The sequence below is a fragment of the Pseudomonas sp. S5D5 genome (assembly GCF_003013355.1).
In the GTDB taxonomy this organism is placed as follows: domain Bacteria; phylum Pseudomonadota; class Gammaproteobacteria; order Pseudomonadales; family Pseudomonadaceae; genus Aquipseudomonas; species Aquipseudomonas aylmerensis.
In genome coordinates this window covers 1,055,787-1,072,446 of sequence record NZ_PTEO01000001.1, presented here as the reverse complement: position 1 = coordinate 1,072,446, position 16,660 = coordinate 1,055,787, and the positions used below count along the sequence as shown (strand labels likewise).

General features: G+C 59.4%; 19 protein-coding genes and 1 tRNA gene. 2 read left to right on the top strand and 18 right to left on the bottom strand.

All coding sequences use genetic code 11. From position 1 onward, the window contains the following. Position 1: 1 nt before the first annotated feature. From rlmN to trmJ, 12 genes are all read right to left on the bottom strand, one after another. Positions 2-1,150, bottom strand: a complete 1,149-nt coding sequence (rlmN, locus tag C9990_RS05150; RefSeq protein WP_065908625.1) for a 23S rRNA (adenine(2503)-C(2))-methyltransferase RlmN — start codon at positions 1,148-1,150, stop codon at positions 2-4. Between the two features lie 29 nt (positions 1,151-1,179). After that, entirely contained in the window at positions 1,180-1,605 is a 426-nt protein-coding gene (gene ndk / locus C9990_RS05145) for a nucleoside-diphosphate kinase (RefSeq protein ID WP_060754319.1), read from the bottom strand. A 92-nt stretch (positions 1,606-1,697) separates the two neighbouring features. Continuing rightward, the gene (gene iscX, locus C9990_RS05140) at positions 1,698-1,898 is read right to left on the bottom strand and encodes a Fe-S cluster assembly protein IscX (protein ID WP_065908623.1); all 201 of its coding nucleotides are present in this window, start codon (positions 1,896-1,898) and stop codon (positions 1,698-1,700) included. Between the two features lie 14 nt (positions 1,899-1,912). Further along, the gene (gene fdx, locus C9990_RS05135) at positions 1,913-2,254 is read right to left on the bottom strand and encodes an ISC system 2Fe-2S type ferredoxin (RefSeq protein ID WP_015885743.1); all 342 of its coding nucleotides are present in this window, start codon (positions 2,252-2,254) and stop codon (positions 1,913-1,915) included. A 3-nt stretch (positions 2,255-2,257) separates the two neighbouring features. After that, positions 2,258-4,120: a Fe-S protein assembly chaperone HscA gene (gene hscA / locus C9990_RS05130; protein WP_106802685.1), complete on the bottom strand. Its 1,863-nt coding sequence runs from the start codon at positions 4,118-4,120 to the stop codon at positions 2,258-2,260. Positions 4,121-4,171: 51 nt separating this feature from the next. Continuing rightward, entirely contained in the window at positions 4,172-4,693 is a 522-nt protein-coding gene (hscB, locus tag C9990_RS05125) for a co-chaperone HscB (protein ID WP_106802684.1), read from the bottom strand. Between the two features lie 8 nt (positions 4,694-4,701). Beyond that, positions 4,702-5,025 carry an iron-sulfur cluster assembly protein IscA gene (iscA, locus tag C9990_RS05120; protein ID WP_003175963.1) on the bottom strand — a complete coding sequence of 108 codons (324 nt, stop codon included), beginning with the start codon at positions 5,023-5,025 and terminating at the stop codon, positions 4,702-4,704. Positions 5,026-5,053: 28 nt separating this feature from the next. Further along, the gene (gene iscU, locus C9990_RS05115) at positions 5,054-5,440 is read right to left on the bottom strand and encodes a Fe-S cluster assembly scaffold IscU (protein ID WP_003209682.1); all 387 of its coding nucleotides are present in this window, start codon (positions 5,438-5,440) and stop codon (positions 5,054-5,056) included. Between the two features lie 99 nt (positions 5,441-5,539). After that, the gene (locus C9990_RS05110; RefSeq protein WP_017530022.1) at positions 5,540-6,754 is read right to left on the bottom strand and encodes an IscS subfamily cysteine desulfurase; all 1,215 of its coding nucleotides are present in this window, start codon (positions 6,752-6,754) and stop codon (positions 5,540-5,542) included. 50 nt (positions 6,755-6,804) lie between these two features. Continuing rightward, the gene (gene iscR / locus C9990_RS05105; protein WP_003194020.1) at positions 6,805-7,296 is read right to left on the bottom strand and encodes a Fe-S cluster assembly transcriptional regulator IscR; all 492 of its coding nucleotides are present in this window, start codon (positions 7,294-7,296) and stop codon (positions 6,805-6,807) included. A 301-nt stretch (positions 7,297-7,597) separates the two neighbouring features. Next, positions 7,598-8,383, bottom strand: coding sequence for a serine O-acetyltransferase (cysE, locus tag C9990_RS05100; RefSeq protein ID WP_106802683.1), 786 nt, complete (start codon positions 8,381-8,383; stop codon positions 7,598-7,600). A 2-nt stretch (positions 8,384-8,385) separates the two neighbouring features. Further along, positions 8,386-9,156 (bottom strand): tRNA (cytosine(32)/uridine(32)-2'-O)-methyltransferase TrmJ, encoded by a 771-nt coding sequence (gene trmJ / locus C9990_RS05095; RefSeq protein ID WP_003210307.1) that lies wholly within the window; start codon positions 9,154-9,156, stop codon positions 8,386-8,388. A gap of 145 nt (positions 9,157-9,301) precedes the next feature. On the opposite strand from trmJ, the gene suhB reads away from it, so the two are divergent. Then, a complete protein-coding gene (gene suhB, locus C9990_RS05090) occupies positions 9,302-10,117 on the top strand; it encodes an inositol-phosphate phosphatase (RefSeq protein ID WP_003175971.1) in 816 nt (271 codons plus the stop codon). Positions 10,118-10,320: 203 nt separating this feature from the next. Here the strand turns inward: suhB and C9990_RS05085 are convergent, their stop codons facing one another. The 6 genes from C9990_RS05085 to queA all read right to left on the bottom strand — a co-directional run bounded on the left by C9990_RS05085 (position 10,321) and on the right by queA (position 16,394). Continuing rightward, on the bottom strand, positions 10,321-10,863 hold the full coding sequence (locus C9990_RS05085; RefSeq protein ID WP_065908615.1) for a glycine zipper 2TM domain-containing protein: 543 nt from the start codon (positions 10,861-10,863) through the stop codon (positions 10,321-10,323). Between the two features lie 123 nt (positions 10,864-10,986). Then, the gene (secF, locus tag C9990_RS05080; protein WP_065908613.1) at positions 10,987-11,901 is read right to left on the bottom strand and encodes a protein translocase subunit SecF; all 915 of its coding nucleotides are present in this window, start codon (positions 11,899-11,901) and stop codon (positions 10,987-10,989) included. A 9-nt stretch (positions 11,902-11,910) separates the two neighbouring features. Next, the gene (secD, locus tag C9990_RS05075) at positions 11,911-13,779 is read right to left on the bottom strand and encodes a protein translocase subunit SecD (RefSeq protein ID WP_106802682.1); all 1,869 of its coding nucleotides are present in this window, start codon (positions 13,777-13,779) and stop codon (positions 11,911-11,913) included. Between the two features lie 62 nt (positions 13,780-13,841). Continuing rightward, positions 13,842-14,180, bottom strand: coding sequence for a preprotein translocase subunit YajC (yajC, locus tag C9990_RS05070; protein ID WP_003175975.1), 339 nt, complete (start codon positions 14,178-14,180; stop codon positions 13,842-13,844). A gap of 43 nt (positions 14,181-14,223) precedes the next feature. Further along, positions 14,224-15,339 (bottom strand): tRNA guanosine(34) transglycosylase Tgt, encoded by a 1,116-nt coding sequence (gene tgt, locus C9990_RS05065; protein ID WP_003175976.1) that lies wholly within the window; start codon positions 15,337-15,339, stop codon positions 14,224-14,226. A 5-nt stretch (positions 15,340-15,344) separates the two neighbouring features. Continuing rightward, a complete protein-coding gene (gene queA / locus C9990_RS05060; protein WP_065908609.1) occupies positions 15,345-16,394 on the bottom strand; it encodes a tRNA preQ1(34) S-adenosylmethionine ribosyltransferase-isomerase QueA in 1,050 nt (349 codons plus the stop codon). A gap of 108 nt (positions 16,395-16,502) precedes the next feature. On the opposite strand from queA, the gene C9990_RS05055 reads away from it, so the two are divergent. Beyond that, a tRNA-Leu gene (locus C9990_RS05055) sits at positions 16,503-16,587 on the top strand. Positions 16,588-16,660 lie beyond the last annotated feature (73 nt).

Below are 16,660 nucleotides of genomic sequence, written 5' to 3'. Positions count from 1 at the left end.
CTCAGTTTCGATTCGCAGCGCTTTGTGGCATATCGTCGGCGGCGCTCAGTTCGCGCACCGCGATATAACGTTCGCTGCGACGGGTGCGATCCAGCACCTGTCCTACCAATTGGCCACAGGCGGCGTCGATGTCTTCACCACGGGTGGTGCGTACGGTGACGTTGTAGCCGGCCTGGTGCAGTTGATCCTGGAAACGGCGGATGGCGTTGTTGCTCGGCCGCTCGTAGCCAGAATGTGGAAACGGGTTGAACGGAATCAGGTTGATCTTGCACGGGATGTTCTTGAGCAACTCGATCATCTCGACCGCGTGTTCGACCTTGTCGTTGATGTCCTTGAGCAGGGTGTACTCAATGGTCAGCACGCGCTTTTCGCCCAGGGACGACATATAGCGCTGGCAAGACTCGAGCAGCATCTTAAGCGGATACTTCTTGTTGATCGGCACCAATTGGTTACGCAATGCGTCATTGGGTGCGTGCAGCGACAACGCCAGGGAGACGTCGATGTGCTTGGACAACTCATCGATCATCGGCACCACGCCGGAGGTCGACAGGGTCACACGGCGCTTGGAGATGCCGTAGCCCAGGTCGTCCATCATCAGATGCATGGCCGAAACGACGTTGTCGAAGTTCAGCAGCGGCTCACCCATGCCCATCATCACCACGTTGGTGATGGCACGGTCGACGGTTGCCGGGACGCTGCCAAAGGATTTGTTGGCAATCCACACCTGGCCGATGACTTCGGCGGCGGTGAGGTTGCTATTGAAGCCTTGCTTGCCGGTGGAGCAGAAACTGCAGTCCAGGGCACAGCCTGCCTGGGACGAAACGCACAAGGTGCCGCGTTTGCCCTGGGGAATGTACACGGTCTCGACACAGCTGCCGGACGCCACGCGCACCACCCATTTACGGGTGCCGTCGCTGGAGATGTCCTCGCTGACCACTTCCGGACCACGCACTTCAGCAATAGCCTTGAGCTTGTCGCGCAAAGCCTTGCTGACGTTCGTCATGGCATCGAAATCGTCGACGCCAAAGTGGTGAATCCACTTCATTACCTGACCGGCACGGAAACGCTTCTCCCCGATTGAGTCGAAGAATTTTTCCATTTCCTGTTGAGTCAGACCCAGCAGGTTGGTTTTAACAGTCGATGTAGTCATGGATTCACCCTCACTCTTTAAGCCGATGCTTAGCGAGCGGTTACTTCAGTAGCAGCGAAAAAGTAAGCGATTTCGCGAGCAGCAGCGGCTTCGGAGTCCGAACCGTGTACAGCGTTGGCGTCGATGGACTCAGCGAAATCAGCACGAATGGTGCCGGCAGCTGCTTCTTTAGGGTTGGTAGCGCCCATCAGCTCACGGTTCAGAGCGATAGCGTTTTCGCCTTCCAGGACCTGAACAACAACAGGACCGGAGATCATGAAGGCAACCAGGTCACCGAAGAAGCCACGAGCGCTGTGCTCAGCGTAGAAGCCTTCAGCTTCAGCCTTGGACAGTTGCTTGAGTTTCGAAGCTACAACCTTCAGGCCGGCTTTTTCGAAACGAGTGGTGATCTCGCCGATGACGTTTTTTGCAACAGCGTCAGGCTTGATAATGGAGAAAGTACGTTGAACAGCCATGGTGTAACTCCAGAAACGGTAATTTACGAAAAATTAAACCCGCGAATTATACGCGGGTTATTGGGTATTGCCTAACTGCGTAAAAAGGCGGTTCAGTCTGCTTCTTCGATCCACAGGCCTTGAATCGCCTCCAGAACCTTTTCGCCACCCCGGTCGGGGATGTCGTCGAAGTCCGGCAGCTCCATCACCAGATTGCGCAGCTTGACGAAGTTGACCGTCAGAGGATTGACCTCCGGGTGAGCTTGCGCAAGTTGTATAGCGATCTCTTGTACATCAACCCATTTCAGGCTCATGACATTTCCTTGAATCAATGCGGCGCTTCGGCTGCATGGTTGAGGGAATATTTCGGGATTTCGACGGTGATGTCTTCAGTTCCGACCTTTGCCTGACAGCTTAGGCGAGAAGTCGCCTCCAGGCCCCAGGCGCGGTCCAGAAAGTCCTCTTCGAGCTCATCCGCTTCTTCCAGGGAGTTGAAACCCTCGCGAATCACGCAGTGGCAGGTAGTGCAGGCGCACACACCGCCACAGGCGCTTTCGATCTCGATGTGGTTGTCATGGGCAACTTCGAGGATGGACTTGCCGGTCTCAGCCTCCACGACCATACCGTCCGGGCAATGCTCGGCGTGTGGCAGAAAAATGACCTGCGGCATTAATTATTCCTCGATTTCATTCAGGTTGCGCCCGGCCAGTGCGGCTTTCACCGTCTGATCCATGCGCCGGGCGGCAAACGCATCCGTGACCTGCGACAAGCGCTTGGTCTGCTGCTCGATGGCGTAACCATCGTTGCCTTTCATCAGTTCAGCCAGCTCCTGCATTTGCAGGTCGATGACCATGCGCTCTTCGGCATCCAACAGGCGCTCGCCATCCGCCTCAAGGGCGCCCTGCACCGCTTCGAGCAGGCGCTGGGCATCCACTTGCTGCTCACGCAATACGCGGGCGACCTTGTCGTCACCGGCATATTGGAACGAGTCCTTGAGCATCTTGGCGATTTCGCCGTCGGTCAGGCCGTAGGACGGCTTGACCTGGATGCTGGCTTCGACGCCGGACGCGAGTTCGCGCGCAGCGACACTGAGCAGGCCATCGGCGTCGACCTGGAAGGTCACGCGAATCTTCGCCGCACCGGCCACCATCGCCGGAATGCCGCGCAATTCAAAGCGCGCGAGGGAGCGGCAATCGCTGATCAACTCGCGCTCGCCTTGGAGCACATGAATCATCATGGCCGTCTGGCCATCTTTGTAAGTAGTGAAGTCCTGGGCGCGGGCAACGGGGATGGTGGTATTACGTGGAATCACCTTCTCCATCAGGCCGCCCATGGTTTCGAGGCCCAGGGACAGCGGAATCACGTCGAGCAGCAGCAATTCGCCACCATCGCGCTTGTTCCCAGCCAGGGTATCGGCCTGGATCGCAGCACCAATGGCGACTACCTGATCCGGGTCGATTTCAGTCAGCGGCTGGCGACCAAAGGCTTCGGCCACGGCCTCGCGAACGCGCGGTACACGGGTGGAGCCACCCACCATGACCACGGCACCGACGTCTTCCAGCTCAATGCCGGAATCACGCACGGCGCGACGGCAAGCCTTGAGGCTGCGGGCAACCATCGGTTCGATCAACGCATCGAAGGCTTCGCGGGTCAGTTGAGCCGACCAAGTGCCGTAGGACACTTCAACCGAGGCAGCATCAGTCAACGCTTCCTTGGCCGCACAGGCGGTTTGCAACAGGTTGCGTTGCGCGCCCGGATCCAGGTCAGCCGACAAGCCGGCGCTGGTGATGATCCAGCCCGCAATGGCGTGGTCGAAGTCATCGCCGCCCAGGGCGCTGTCGCCGCCGGTGGCCAGCACTTCGAAGACACCGCCGGTCAGGCGCAGGATCGAAATATCAAAGGTGCCGCCGCCCAGGTCATAAATAGCGACCAGGCCTTCTGCGTGCTGATCCAGGCCATAGGCCACGGCCGCCGCAGTCGGCTCGTTGAGCAGGCGCAGCACGTTGAGGCCGGCGAGTTTCGCCGCGTCCTTGGTGGCTTGACGCTGAGCATCATCGAAATACGCCGGAACGGTGATCACCGCGCCCACCAGTTCGCCGCCCAAGGTGGATTCCGCACGCTGGCGCAGCACCTTGAGAATATCGGCCGACACTTCCACCGGGCTCTTCGGCCCCTGGACAGTGTCGATGAACGGCATATGGGATTCGCCACCGACAAAGCGGTACGGCAGCTGGTCGCCCAATTGCTTGACGTCGGACAGACCACGACCCATCAAGCGCTTGACCGACAGCACGGTGTTCAAGGGATCGGTAGACGCGGCCAGCTTCGCCGACTCGCCCACTTCGGTGCGATCAGCGTGATAGCGCACGGCGGACGGCAGGATCACCTGGCCATTGGCGTCGGGCAGCGGCTCGGACAGGCCGCTGCGCAAGGCAGCAACCAGGGAATTGGTGGTGCCCAGGTCAATCCCCACCGCCAGGCGACGCTGGTGCGGTTGAGGGCTTTGGCCGGGTTCGGCGATTTGCAGTAGAGCCATGGTAATCAGGTCTTATCTGTCTATCAGGCGTGCATCACGGGCAGCACTGGGTTAATCGTCGAGGCGCTCTTCTAACTGGCGCACTTCGTAGGTGAGCTTGTCGAGGAACTGCATGCGCCGCATCAGGCGTTCGGCCTGTTCGCGTTGCGCAGCATCGTTCCAACAGGCTGCGAAGCTTTCGTTAAGCTCATCCTGGGCCGTTTTCAGACGACGCTTGAAGACCGCGACACCCGCCAGATCGGCTTCGTCCTGCAAGTCTTCGAGCTCTTCGCGCCACTGCATCTGCTGCATCAGGAAGTCTGGGTCGTGCACCGTGACTTCCAGCGGCAACTCGCCACCGTTCATCGCGAGCAGGTAACGCGCGCGTTTCGGAGGGCTTTTGAGCGTCTGATAGGCTTCGTTGAGGCTGGCCGATTGCTCCAGGGCCTGGCGTTGCTCACGCTCGGAAGCGTCAGCGAAGCGGTCCGGGTGCACGCCACGCGCCAATTCACGGTAGCGCGTGGCCAGCTGTTCGAGGTCCAGCCGGAAACTCGGCTGCAGCTCGAATAAAGCGAAATGACAAGGAGTACCCACGAATAGCCTCAGATGTTGAAGCTTTCGCCGCAGCCACATTCACCGCGCACGTTGGGGTTGTTGAACTTGAAGCCTTCGTTCAACCCTTCCTTGACGAAATCGAGCTCGGTTCCGTCCAGGTAGGTCAGGCTCTTGGGGTCGATAATCACTTTCTCGCCGTGACTTTCGAACACCTGGTCTTCCGCAACCACCTCGTCGACAAACTCCAGCACGTAGGCAAGGCCGGAACAGCCCGTGGTGCGAACACCCAGACGAATCCCCTCACCTTTACCGCGCCCATTCAGGGAGCGGCGAATGTGCTGCGCAGCCGCTTCTGTCATGCTGATAGCCATCGTTGACTCCTTACTCGTCGCCAAATGCTTAGATCAAGCCTTTCTTCTGCTTGTAGTCGCGAACAGCCGCCTTGATGGCGTCTTCAGCGAGTACCGAGCAGTGAATTTTCACCGGCGGCAGGGCCAGTTCTTCGGCCAGCTGGGTGTTGCTGATGGTGACAGCCTCATCCAGGGTCTTGCCTTTCATCCACTCGGTAGCGAGGGAGCTGGAGGCAATGGCGGAACCGCAGCCATATGTCTTGAATTTGGCGTCTTCGATAACGCCAGCTTCGTTAACCTTGATTTGCAGGCGCATCACATCGCCGCACGCCGGAGCGCCGACCATGCCGGTGCCGACATCAGGGTCTTCCGCGTTCATCTTGCCGACGTTGCGCGGGTTTTCGTAGTGGTCGATGACCTTTTCGCTGTAAGCCATGGTACTGAATCCTCACTCATCAGGGCCGCTCTGGAACCCTGTAAAAACGCCTGCGTTTTCCGCCACGTTCCTACAGAGCTTGGGTGGCGGCTTCTATATTTAGTGTGCCGCCCACTCGATCTTGGAAATATCGACACCGTCTTTGTACATGTCCCACAGCGGCGACAAAACGCGCAGCTTGTTGACGGCCTCGCAGACTTTCTGCGCGGCGTAGTCGACTTGTTCTTCGGTGGTGAAGCGGCCGAACGTAAAGCGGATCGAGCTATGTGCCAGTTCGTCGTTGCGGCCCAGGGCGCGCAGGACATACGAAGGCTCAAGCGAGGCCGAGGTGCAGGCCGAACCGGACGAAACCGCCAGGTCCTTGAGTGCCATGATCAGCGACTCGCCTTCGACGTAGTTGAAGCTCAAATTCAGGTTGTGCGGTACACGGGCGGTCATGCTGCCGTTGATGTACAGCTCTTCAAGGTTCTCGACCTGCTTGTAGAAGCGATCGCTGAGGGCCTTGATGCGCACGTTTTCGGCAGCCATGTCTTCCTTGGCTACGCGAAAAGCTTCGCCCATGCCGACGATCTGGTGGGTCGCCAGGGTGCCCGAACGCATGCCGCGCTCGTGACCGCCGCCGTGCATGGTGGCTTCGATACGCACGCGAGGCTTGCGGCTCACGTAGAGCGCGCCGATGCCTTTAGGGCCGTAGGTCTTGTGGGCAGAGAACGACATCAGGTCGACTTTCAGTTTCGACAGGTCGATGTCGACCTTGCCGGTGGACTGGGCAGCGTCGACGTGCAGCAGGATGCCCTTGGAACGGGTCAGCTCGCCAATGGCCGCGATGTCGTTGATTGTGCCGATTTCGTTGTTCACGTGGATCACGGAAACCAGGATGGTGTCTTCACGCAGCGCGGCCTCGATCATGGCCGGGGTGACGATACCGTCGGTGGTTGGCTCGAGGTAGGTCACCTCGAAACCCTCACGCTCCAGTTGGCGCATGGTGTCGAGGACAGCCTTGTGCTCAATCTTGGTGGTGATCAGGTGCTTGCCCTTGGTCGCGTAGAAATGCGCCGCGCCCTTGATTGCCAGGTTGTCGGACTCGGTGGCACCGGAGGTCCAGACGATTTCACGCGGATCTGCACCCACCAGGTCGGCGACCTGGCGACGAGCATTCTCGACCGCTTCCTCGGCTTTCCAACCGAATACGTGGGAACGGGAGGCCGGGTTGCCGAAGTTTCCGTCAACCAGCAGGCATTCACTCATCTTTTGCGCGACACGCGGATCAACCGGGGTGGTCGCTGAGTAATCAAGGTAAATCGGCAATTTCATGGACTTTCTCCTAAATCAGGCTGGCTGGCGTGCCGTTAGCTCTGCGGCTGTCACTCGACGGCGGACGCTTCAATCTTGTCCAGACGCGGCGCCTTGGTGTTGCAACGGCGCTGGTCCTGACGCTGGGCTACTTCTTGCACCTCACGGCGAGTCACAAGATCAGCCAAGCTGATACCACTCAAAAACTCATGGATCTGCAGGCTCAAGTCACACCACAGGTGGTGCGTCAGGCAGGTGTCGCCGGCGTGGCAGTCACCCAGACCCTGACATTTGGTTGCATCGACGGATTCGTTCACCGCGTCGATGACCTGGGCTACCTGGATGCCCTGCATGTCGCGGGACAGTTGATAGCCGCCGCCCGGCCCACGCACGCTGGAAACCAGGTTGCTGCGGCGCAACTTGGCGAACAGTTGCTCGAGGTAGGACAGGGAAATGCCTTGGCGCTCGGAGATATCGGCCAGGGACACCGGCCCAGTTTGCGCGTGCAAGGCCAGGTCAAGCATGGCGGTCACCGCGTATCGGCCTTTTGTAGTCAGTCTCATGGACAAGTACCAAGGTGTTTCAGAATGGGAGCAAGTATGCGATTCCCGAGTATTTAAGTCAACTATAAGACCTAGTACTTTAGTCAGGATTACCCGTAAAAAGGGCGCGCGAATCATAGCAGGACGGGGTGGGGACGACCAGCAGGAACAAGGTCAACGCCCGATCTCATGACCAATGGAGATCAAATGTGGGAGCTCGCTAGCCTGCGATTGGCGGTGGATCAGCAGCTCAAGGGGTAGCTGGCAGACCGCTATCACCGGCAAGCCAGCTCCCACAGGAGATTTCTATCAACCGTAATATCTAGCCTACCTTGGTGGCTGATGCTTCGTCCTTGATCTCGGCGAAGTCTTCTTCGCGCAACTCAGGCAGATCTTTCGCACAGTAAGGGCTGCCCAGATCCTTCAGCGCACCGCACATGCCCTCCAGCTTGCCATCTACTGCCTGAAGATGATCGAGCAGCTGGCCGATGGCGCGCGCCACCGGGTCCGGCATGTCTTCGCTGACGCCGTAGGCATCGAAGCCGATCTTCTCGGCCATGGCCTTGCGCTTGGCTTCCTGCTCATCGCCGACTTCCGGCTTGACGATGATCCGCCCCGGAATGCCGACCACGGTTGCGCCGGCCGGCACCGCCTTGGTCACCACCGCATTGGAGCCGACCTTGGCGCCCGCGCCGACCGTGAACGGACCCAGCACCTTGGCGCCCGCCCCGACCACCACGCCGTCTTCGAGGGTTGGGTGGCGCTTGCCTTTGTTCCAGCTGGTACCACCGAGGGTCACGCCCTGGTAGAGGGTTACGTCATCCCCAATTTCAGCCGTCTCGCCGATCACAATGCCCATGCCATGGTCGATAAAGAAGCGACGCCCGACCTTGGCCCCCGGGTGGATTTCGATCCCGGTCAGCCAGCGACCGAAGTTCGACACCAGCCGCGCCAGCCATTTCCAGCCCATGCCCCACAGGGCGCCGGACAGGCGATGGATCCAGATTGCATGCATGCCCGGGTAGCACGTCAGCACTTCAAAGGCGTTGCGCGCCGCCGGGTCACGGTGGAAAACACTCTGGATATCTTCTCGCAAACGCTCGAACATTTTTAATCCTTCCGCTTAAGAAGCTCGCCACGGGCCGCTTTCTGGGTTTCCGTGAGGATGCCACGCAATATATTCATTTCCGCCCGGCTGACCGAGCTGCGTCCGTACAACCGACGCAGGCGCGCCATCAAGTGCCGTGGTTTTTCCGGATCGAGGAACTCAATGGCCACCAGGGTTTGCTCCAGGTGTTCATAGAATCGCTCCAGCTCGTCCATGGTGGCCAACTCGCCACTCTTGGTCGACGCCACTTCGTCCTTCTCGACCTTGCTCGGCTGCCCTTCTGCAGCCAGCCAGGCCATGCGCACTTCATAACTCAACACCTGCACCGCTGCCCCGAGGTTCAGCGAGCTGAACTCCGGGTCTGATGGAATGTGCACGTGGTAATGACATCGCTGCAGCTCTTCATTGGTGAGGCCGGAGTCTTCACGGCCAAACACCAGCGCGATCTCAGCGCCGCCAGCCGCCTCTTCCACGACCTTGGTCCCGCACTCGCGCGGATCCAGCAGCGGCCAGGGAATGCGGCGATCGCGAGCACTGGTGCCGAGCACCAGGTTGCAACCGACCAGGGCGTCTTCCAAGGTGGCGACGACCTGGGCCTTTTCGAGGATGTCATTGGCGCCGGACGCACGGGCATCAGCCTCGTGATGGGGGAACACGCGCGGTTCGACCAGCACCAGGCGCGTCAGCCCCATGTTTTTCATGGCTCGCGCCACCCCGCCGATGTTGCCGGGATGACTGGTATTGACCAAGACGACACGAATGTTTTGCAGCAAGGGAGGCGCTCTCGGACACGGGAAAGGGGAGCAAATCTTACAGAACAGCCTAAGGTTATGCCATGAAAGCTAACGTCGTCCTTCACCTGAAGAAAGTTTCTGCTAGAATGCCCGGCTTTCTTTAACAACCTTAGGTGACACATCCATGCAGCCCATGCTGAATATCGCGCTGCGCGCCGCCCGCAGCGCCAGTGAATTGATCTTCCGCTCCATCGAGCGCCTGGATACCATCAAGGTCGACGAAAAAGACGCCAAGGATTATGTATCCGAGGTGGATCGCGCCGCCGAACAGAAAATCATCGACGCCCTGCGCAAGGCCTACCCTACCCACGGCATCCTCGGTGAAGAAACCGGCCTGCACAAAGGTAGCGGCGAAGGCGAAGACTACCTGTGGATCATCGACCCACTGGATGGCACCACCAACTTCCTGCGCGGCATCCCACACTTTGCGGTGAGCATTGCCTGCAAATACCGTGGCCGCCTGGAGCACGCCGTCGTACTCGACCCGGTTCGCCAGGAAGAATTCACCGCCAGCCGTGGCCGTGGCGCCCAGCTGAATGGTCGTCGCCTGCGTGTCAGCGGCCGTACCAGCCTGGACGGCGCCCTGCTCGGCACCGGCTTCCCGTTCCGTGACGACCAGATGGACAACCTGGAAAACTACCTGGGCATGTTCCGCGCCCTGGTTGGCCAGACCGCCGGCATCCGCCGCGCCGGTGCCGCCAGCCTGGACCTGGCCTATGTGGCCGCAGGTCGTTTTGATGCGTTCTGGGAATCGGGCCTGTCCGAGTGGGACATGGCTGCAGGCGCCCTGCTGATCCAGGAAGCAGGCGGCCTGGTGAGCGACTTCACCGGCGGTCACGACTTCCTTGAGAAAGGCCACGTGGTTGCCGGCAACACCAAATGCTTCAAGGCAGTACTGACGGCGATCCAGCCGCACCTGCCGGCTTCGCTGAAACGCTAAGCGAGCGAGCACAAAAAAAGCACCCCGAGGGGTGCTTTTTTTTATGCCTGGGATTTGGGGGCAAACCCAGTACCACTGACTCAACCACAATCCAATGTAGGCGCTGGCTTGCCTGCGATAGCGGTCAGCCAGCTAGCTAATCAGCTGGACCCACCGCAATCGCAAGCCAGCTCCTACATCCTGGCCAGTGCCAGGCTTATCAATTACTGCTGGTTCTGACCCAGGATCAGCCGACCTTCTTTATCGACTGGAATCTGGCCACCCGGATCACGGTCCATGCGCACAGACCCTTCCTTGCCATCCAGGTTGTAACGCACGTCATAACCGACCACCTTGTCGCTGATGTCATTGACGGTGTTACAACGGGTTTGAGTGGTGGTGTAGGTATCGCGGTTCTGCATACCTTCCTGAACCTTGTTACCGGCGTAACCGCCACCGACCGCGCCAGCTACAGTAGCCAGCTTCTTGCCATTACCGCCACCGACCTGATTGCCCAACAGGCCACCGGCCAGTGCGCCGACTACCGTGCCGACGATCTGGTGTTGATCCTGAACCGGCTTCTGCCGGGTCACTGCGACGTCCTTGCAGACCTCGCGCGGGGTTTTGATCTGGGTTTTTACCGGCTGCACCGCCAGCACTTGCGCATACTCAGGGCCGCTTTTCACCAGGCTGTAGGTGGCAACAGCACCCCCGGCAGTCACACCGACAGCACCCAATACCGCACCAACCAGCAACGACTTGTTCACGTGAACCTCCTGACCATCACAAACGGACCGAAAGATCCGCGCTATACCCAGCCTTGGAGCAAAAAAAAAGGCACGAGTTCAATACTCGTGCCTTCTTTGTAACAGCAGATCAACAAGCGCCCATCAAGGGCGGTCGTCGACCTCCTTGCCAGTCGCAGCAGGAGGGATCAGGTCTTCGCTGTTGAGGTTCAGCCAGATCAGCACCACGTTGGCGATGTAGATCGACGAGTAGGTACCCGCCAGAACACCGATGAACAGCGCCAGGGAGAAGCCCCACAGGTTGTCGCCGCCGAAGATCATCAGTGCCGCGATCGCCAGCAAGGTGGAGATCGACGTCGCCATGGTCCGCAACAGGGTCTGGGTGGTGGAAACGTTGATGTTCTCGATCAACGACGCCTTGCGCAGTACCCGGAAGTTCTCACGAACCCGGTCGAATACCACGATGGTGTCGTTGAGGGAGTAACCAATGATCGCCAGCACCGCCGCGAGCACGGTCAGGTCGAAGGTGATCTGGAAGTACGCCAGGATGCCCACGGTCACGATCACGTCGTGGATCAGCGACACAATGGCGCCGACACCGAATTTCCACTGAAAGCGGAATGCCAGGTAGATCATGATGCCGACCAGCGCCATCAGCATGCCGAGGCCGCCCTGGTCGCGCAGCTCTTCACCGACCTGCGGGCCCACGAACTCGACGCGCTTGACCGATGCCGGGTTGTCACCGCCAACCTTCTGCAAGGCTTCGGCTACCTGGTGACCCAGTTGCGGGTCTTCGCCCGGCATACGCACCAGCAGGTCGGTGGTGGCACCGAAGCTCTGCACGATGGCTTCGTGATAGCCGGCCTTGACCAGCTCGTTGCGCACCAGGGTGACGTCGGCCGGCTTCTCGTAGGTCAGCTCGATGAGCGTACCGCCGGTGAAGTCCAGACCGTAGTTCAGGCCCTTATGGAACCAGCTGAACAACGCCAGAACGGTAAGGAGCACGGTGACGCCGAACGCAACGTTGCGAACGCCCATGAAGTTGATTGTACGTAACATGGCAGCCCCTTAAATCCACAACTTCTTGAAGTCACGCCCGCCAAAGATCAGGTTGACCATTGCGCGGGTCACCATGATGGCCGTGAACATCGAGGTAAAGATACCGAGGGACATGGTCACCGCAAAACCTTTGACCGGGCCGGTGCCCATGGCAAAGAGAATCCCGCCGACCAGCAAAGTGGTCAAGTTGGAGTCGAGAATCGCGGTAAATGCCCGGCCGAAGCCTTCGTTGATTGCACGCTGCACGGTCATGCCGGCGGCGATCTCTTCACGGATCCGCGAGAAGATCAGCACGTTGGCGTCTACCGCCATACCCATGGTGAGTACGATACCGGCGATACCTGGCAGGGTCAGTGTAGCGCCCAGCAGCGACATCAGGGCCAGCAGCATCACCATGTTGCCCGCCAGGGCCACGGTGGCGATGATGCCGAAGAAGCGGTAGATGGCGATGATGAACAGCGACACGAACAGCATGCCCCACAAGGCCGCGTCGATACCCTTGGTGATGTTGTCGGCACCCAGGCTCGGGCCGATGGTACGTTCTTCAGCGAAGTACATCGGTGCAGCCAGGCCACCGGCACGCAGCAACAGGGCCAGCTCCGAGGACTCACCCTGGCCGTTCAGGCCAGTGATACGGAATTGAGCACCCAGCGGCGACTGGATGGTCGCCAGGCTGATGATCTTCTTCTCTTCCTTGAAGGTCTGTACCGGCACGTCTTTCTCGACGCCGTTGACGATCTGCTTGGTGTAGGTGGTCACCGGGCGTTGCTCGATGAAGATCACCGCCATGCTGCGACCGACGTTGCTGCGCGTGGCGCGGCTCATCAGTTCGCCGCCGTGGCCATCCAGGCGGATGTTCACTTCAGGGGTACCGTGCTCACCGAAACCAGCCTTGGCGTCAGTCACCTGGTCACCGGTGATGATCAAGCCACGCTCGATCAGCGCTGGAGGACGGTTGCCTTCGCGGAACTCGAACTCTTCGGCAGTCGCGCGGGTAGCACCCGGCTCAGCCGCCAGACGGAATTCCAGGTTGGCAGTCTTGCCCAGGATACGCTTGGCTTCAGCAGTGTCCTGTACGCCCGGCAGCTCAACCACGATGCGGTTGGCGCCCTGGCGCTGAACGATCGGCTCGGCCACACCCAGCTCGTTGACGCGGTTACGTACCGTGGTCAAGTTCTGCTTGATGGAGTATTCGCGGATTTCCGCCAGCTTGGCTGGGGTCATCGCCAGACGCAGTACAGCCTGACCATTGAGGTCAGCCGGCACGATGTCGAAATCGTTGAAATTCTTGCGGATCAGCGCACGGGCCTGTTCGCGCGAAGCTTCGTCAGAGAAGCCCAGCTGGATGGCACCGTTGAGCTGCGGCAGGCTGCGATAACGCAACTTCTCTTTGCGCAGCAGGCTCTTCACGTCGCCTTCGTAGACTTTCAGGCGAGCGTCGAGGGCTTTGTCCATGTCGACTTCCAGCAGGAAGTGCACACCACCGGACAAGTCCAGGCCCAGCTTCATCGGGTGCGCGCCGATCTTGCGCAACCAGGTCGGCGTGGTCTGTGCCAGGTTTAGCGCGACGACGTAGTCATCACCCATGACCTTGCGCACAACGTCTTTGGCCGGCAATTGGTCTTCTGCCTTGGTCAGGCGCAGCAAGCCGCCCTTCGCATCAGCCGCCAACGTTGCCGCTTTAACCTGGATGCCAGCGTCGGTCAGTGCCTTGCTCGCGCGTTCCAGGTCAGCCTGATTGACTTGCAGCGAAGTGCTGGCGCCAGTGATCTGGATCGCCGGGTCATCAGGATAGAGATTGGGAGCGGAATAAATAAAACCGATCGCCAGCACCGCCAGGATCAGTACGTATTTCCACAGAGGGTATTTGTTCAGCATCACGCCGCCCGCTTATAACGCGGGGCGCCTTGCGCGCCCCGTCGATTGGTAAAGGTTGTTACTCAGATCGCTTTGAGCGTGCCTTTAGGCAGCGTGGCGGCGATGGCGCCCTTCTGGAACTTCATTTCTACGGTGTCGGAGACTTCCAGAACCACGAAAGCGTCGGAAACCTTGGTGATCTTGCCAGCGATGCCGCCGGTGGTCACAACTTCGTCACCTTTCTGCAGGCTGCCGAGCAGGTTCTTCTGCTCTTTGGCGCGCTTGGCCTGTGGACGCCAGATCATCAGGTAGAAGATGACCAGGAAGCCGACCAGGAAAATCCACTCGAAACCACCGCCCATAGGACCGGCAGCGGCAGGCGCAGCGGCATCAGCCATGGCGTTAGAGATAAAAAAGCTCATTTAGCACTCCAGTTGCAAATAGTGAATCTTAGGGTCGGAAAACTCAGTCCAAGGGCGGCACAGGGAGCCCGCGCTTGGCATAGAAGGCATCGACGAAGGCGGCCAATGTACCCTGTTGAATAGCCTCGCGCAAACCAGCCATCAGGACTTGGTAGTGACGCAAATTGTGGATGGTATTCAACATGCTACCCAGCATTTCCCCACACTTGTCCAGATGGTGCAGATAAGCACGGGAGAAGTTCTGGCAGGTGTAGCAATCACAGGTGGGATCCAGCGGCGAATCATCATGGCGATGGAACGCGTTACGGATCTTCAGCACGCCTGTATCGATGAACAGATGCCCATTGCGGGCATTACGGGTTGGCATCACGCAATCGAACATGTCCACACCGCGGCGCACACCCTCTACGAGATCCTCGGGTTTGCCAACGCCCATAAGGTAACGAGGTTTGTCAGCCGGCATCAGGCCCGGCAGGTAATCCAGCACCTTGATCATTTCGTGCTTGGGCTCGCCCACCGACAAACCGCCGATGGCCAGGCCGTCAAAGCCAATCTTGTCCAAGCCTTCGAGCGAGCGTTTGCGCAGGCTTTCGTGCATGCCACCCTGGACGATACCGAACAGTGCGGCAGTGTTGTCGCCATGCGCATTCTTCGAGCGCTGGGCCCAACGCAGGGACAGCTCCATGGAAATCCGCGCGACGTCTTCATCGGCCGGGTACGGCGTGCACTCGTCGAAAATCATCACGATGTCGGAGCCCAGGTCACGCTGCACCTGCATCGACTCTTCCGGGCCCATGAACACCTTGGAACCGTCCACCGGCGAGGCGAAGGTCACGCCCTCCTCCTTGATCTTGCGCATGGCGCCCAGGCTGAACACCTGGAAACCACCCGAGTCGGTCAGGATCGGGCCTTGCCACTTCATGAAGTCATGCAGGTCGCCGTGCTTCTTGATCACTTCCGTGCCTGGGCGCAGCCACAGGTGGAAGGTGTTGCCGAGGATGATTTCCGCGCCGGTGGCGACGATGTCGCGCGGCAGCATGCCCTTGACGGTGCCGTAGGTGCCCACGGGCATGAACGCCGGGGTCTCGACCGTGCCGCGCGGGAAAGTCAGGCGACCCCGACGGGCTTTGCCGTCGGTGGCGAGCAGTTCAAACGACATACGACTCATAGTTGTTCCTCTGGGCCGCGCGGCGCCGGATTACGGGTGATAAACATCGCATCACCGTAGCTGAAAAAACGGTATCCGTTATCGATCGCGGCTTGATAAGCGGCCATGGTCTCGGGATAACCGGCAAATGCCGACACCAGCATCAACAGCGTGGATTCCGGCAAATGGAAGTTGGTGACCAGGCAATCGACCACATGGAACGGCCGGCCTGGGTAAATGAAGATATCGGTGTCGCCACTGAACGGCTTGAGCACGCCATCACGCGCTGCACTCTCCAGGGAACGCACGCTGGTAGTGCCTACTGCAATCACCCGCCCGCCGCGCGCCTTGCACGCGTCAACCGCGTCCACGACTTCCTGGCTGACTTCCAGCCATTCGCTGTGCATATGGTGATCTTCGATCTTATCCACACGCACCGGCTGAAACGTACCGGCCCCCACGTGCAGGGTCACATAGGCGGTCTCGACGCCCTTGGCGGCAATCGCGTCCAGCAACGGCTGGTCGAAATGCAGCCCGGCAGTCGGTGCAGCCACGGCGCCGAGGCGCTGGGAGTAGACCGTCTGATAGCGCTCGCGGTCCGAATCTTCGTCGGGGCGGTCTATATAAGGAGGCAACGGCATATGGCCGACGCGCTCCAGCAACGGCAACACCTCTTCGGCGAACTTGAGTTCGAACAGCGCATCATGACGCGCGACCATCTCGGCTTCGCCACCACCATCGATGAGGATGCTCGAGCCCGGTTTCGGCGACTTGCTGGAGCGCACATGGGCCAGCACGCGATGGCTATCCAGCACCCGCTCCACCAGAATTTCCAGCTTGCCGCCGGACGCTTTCTGGCCAAACAGCCGTGCCGGAATCACCCGGGTATTGTTGAACACCATCAGATCGCCAGGGCGCAAATGCTCAAGCAAATCAGTGAATTGACGGTGTGCGAGGGCACCACTCACCCCGTCCAGGGTCAGCAGTCGACTGGCGCGACGCTCGGCCAAAGGATGGCGAGCGATCAGCGAATCAGGGAGCTCAAAAGTAAAGTCAGCAACGCGCATGATGGGGTTCGTCTAGCAGGGCCGGGAAGTCTAGCGGAAATAGTCAAAATTGACCATGAAACGTGATTGACCAACGGTAATCACCTCTCTATACTTCGCCGCCATTGAGCCCTGATGGCGGAATTGGTAGACGCGGCGGATTCAAAATCCGTTTTCGAAAGGAGTGGGAGTTCGAGTCTCCCTCGGGGCACCATCTTAAAAAAAGACCTTGAAATTCAAGGTCTTTTTTTTCGCCTGTAGAAAAGTGGCCAGCCCGCGAAATGACC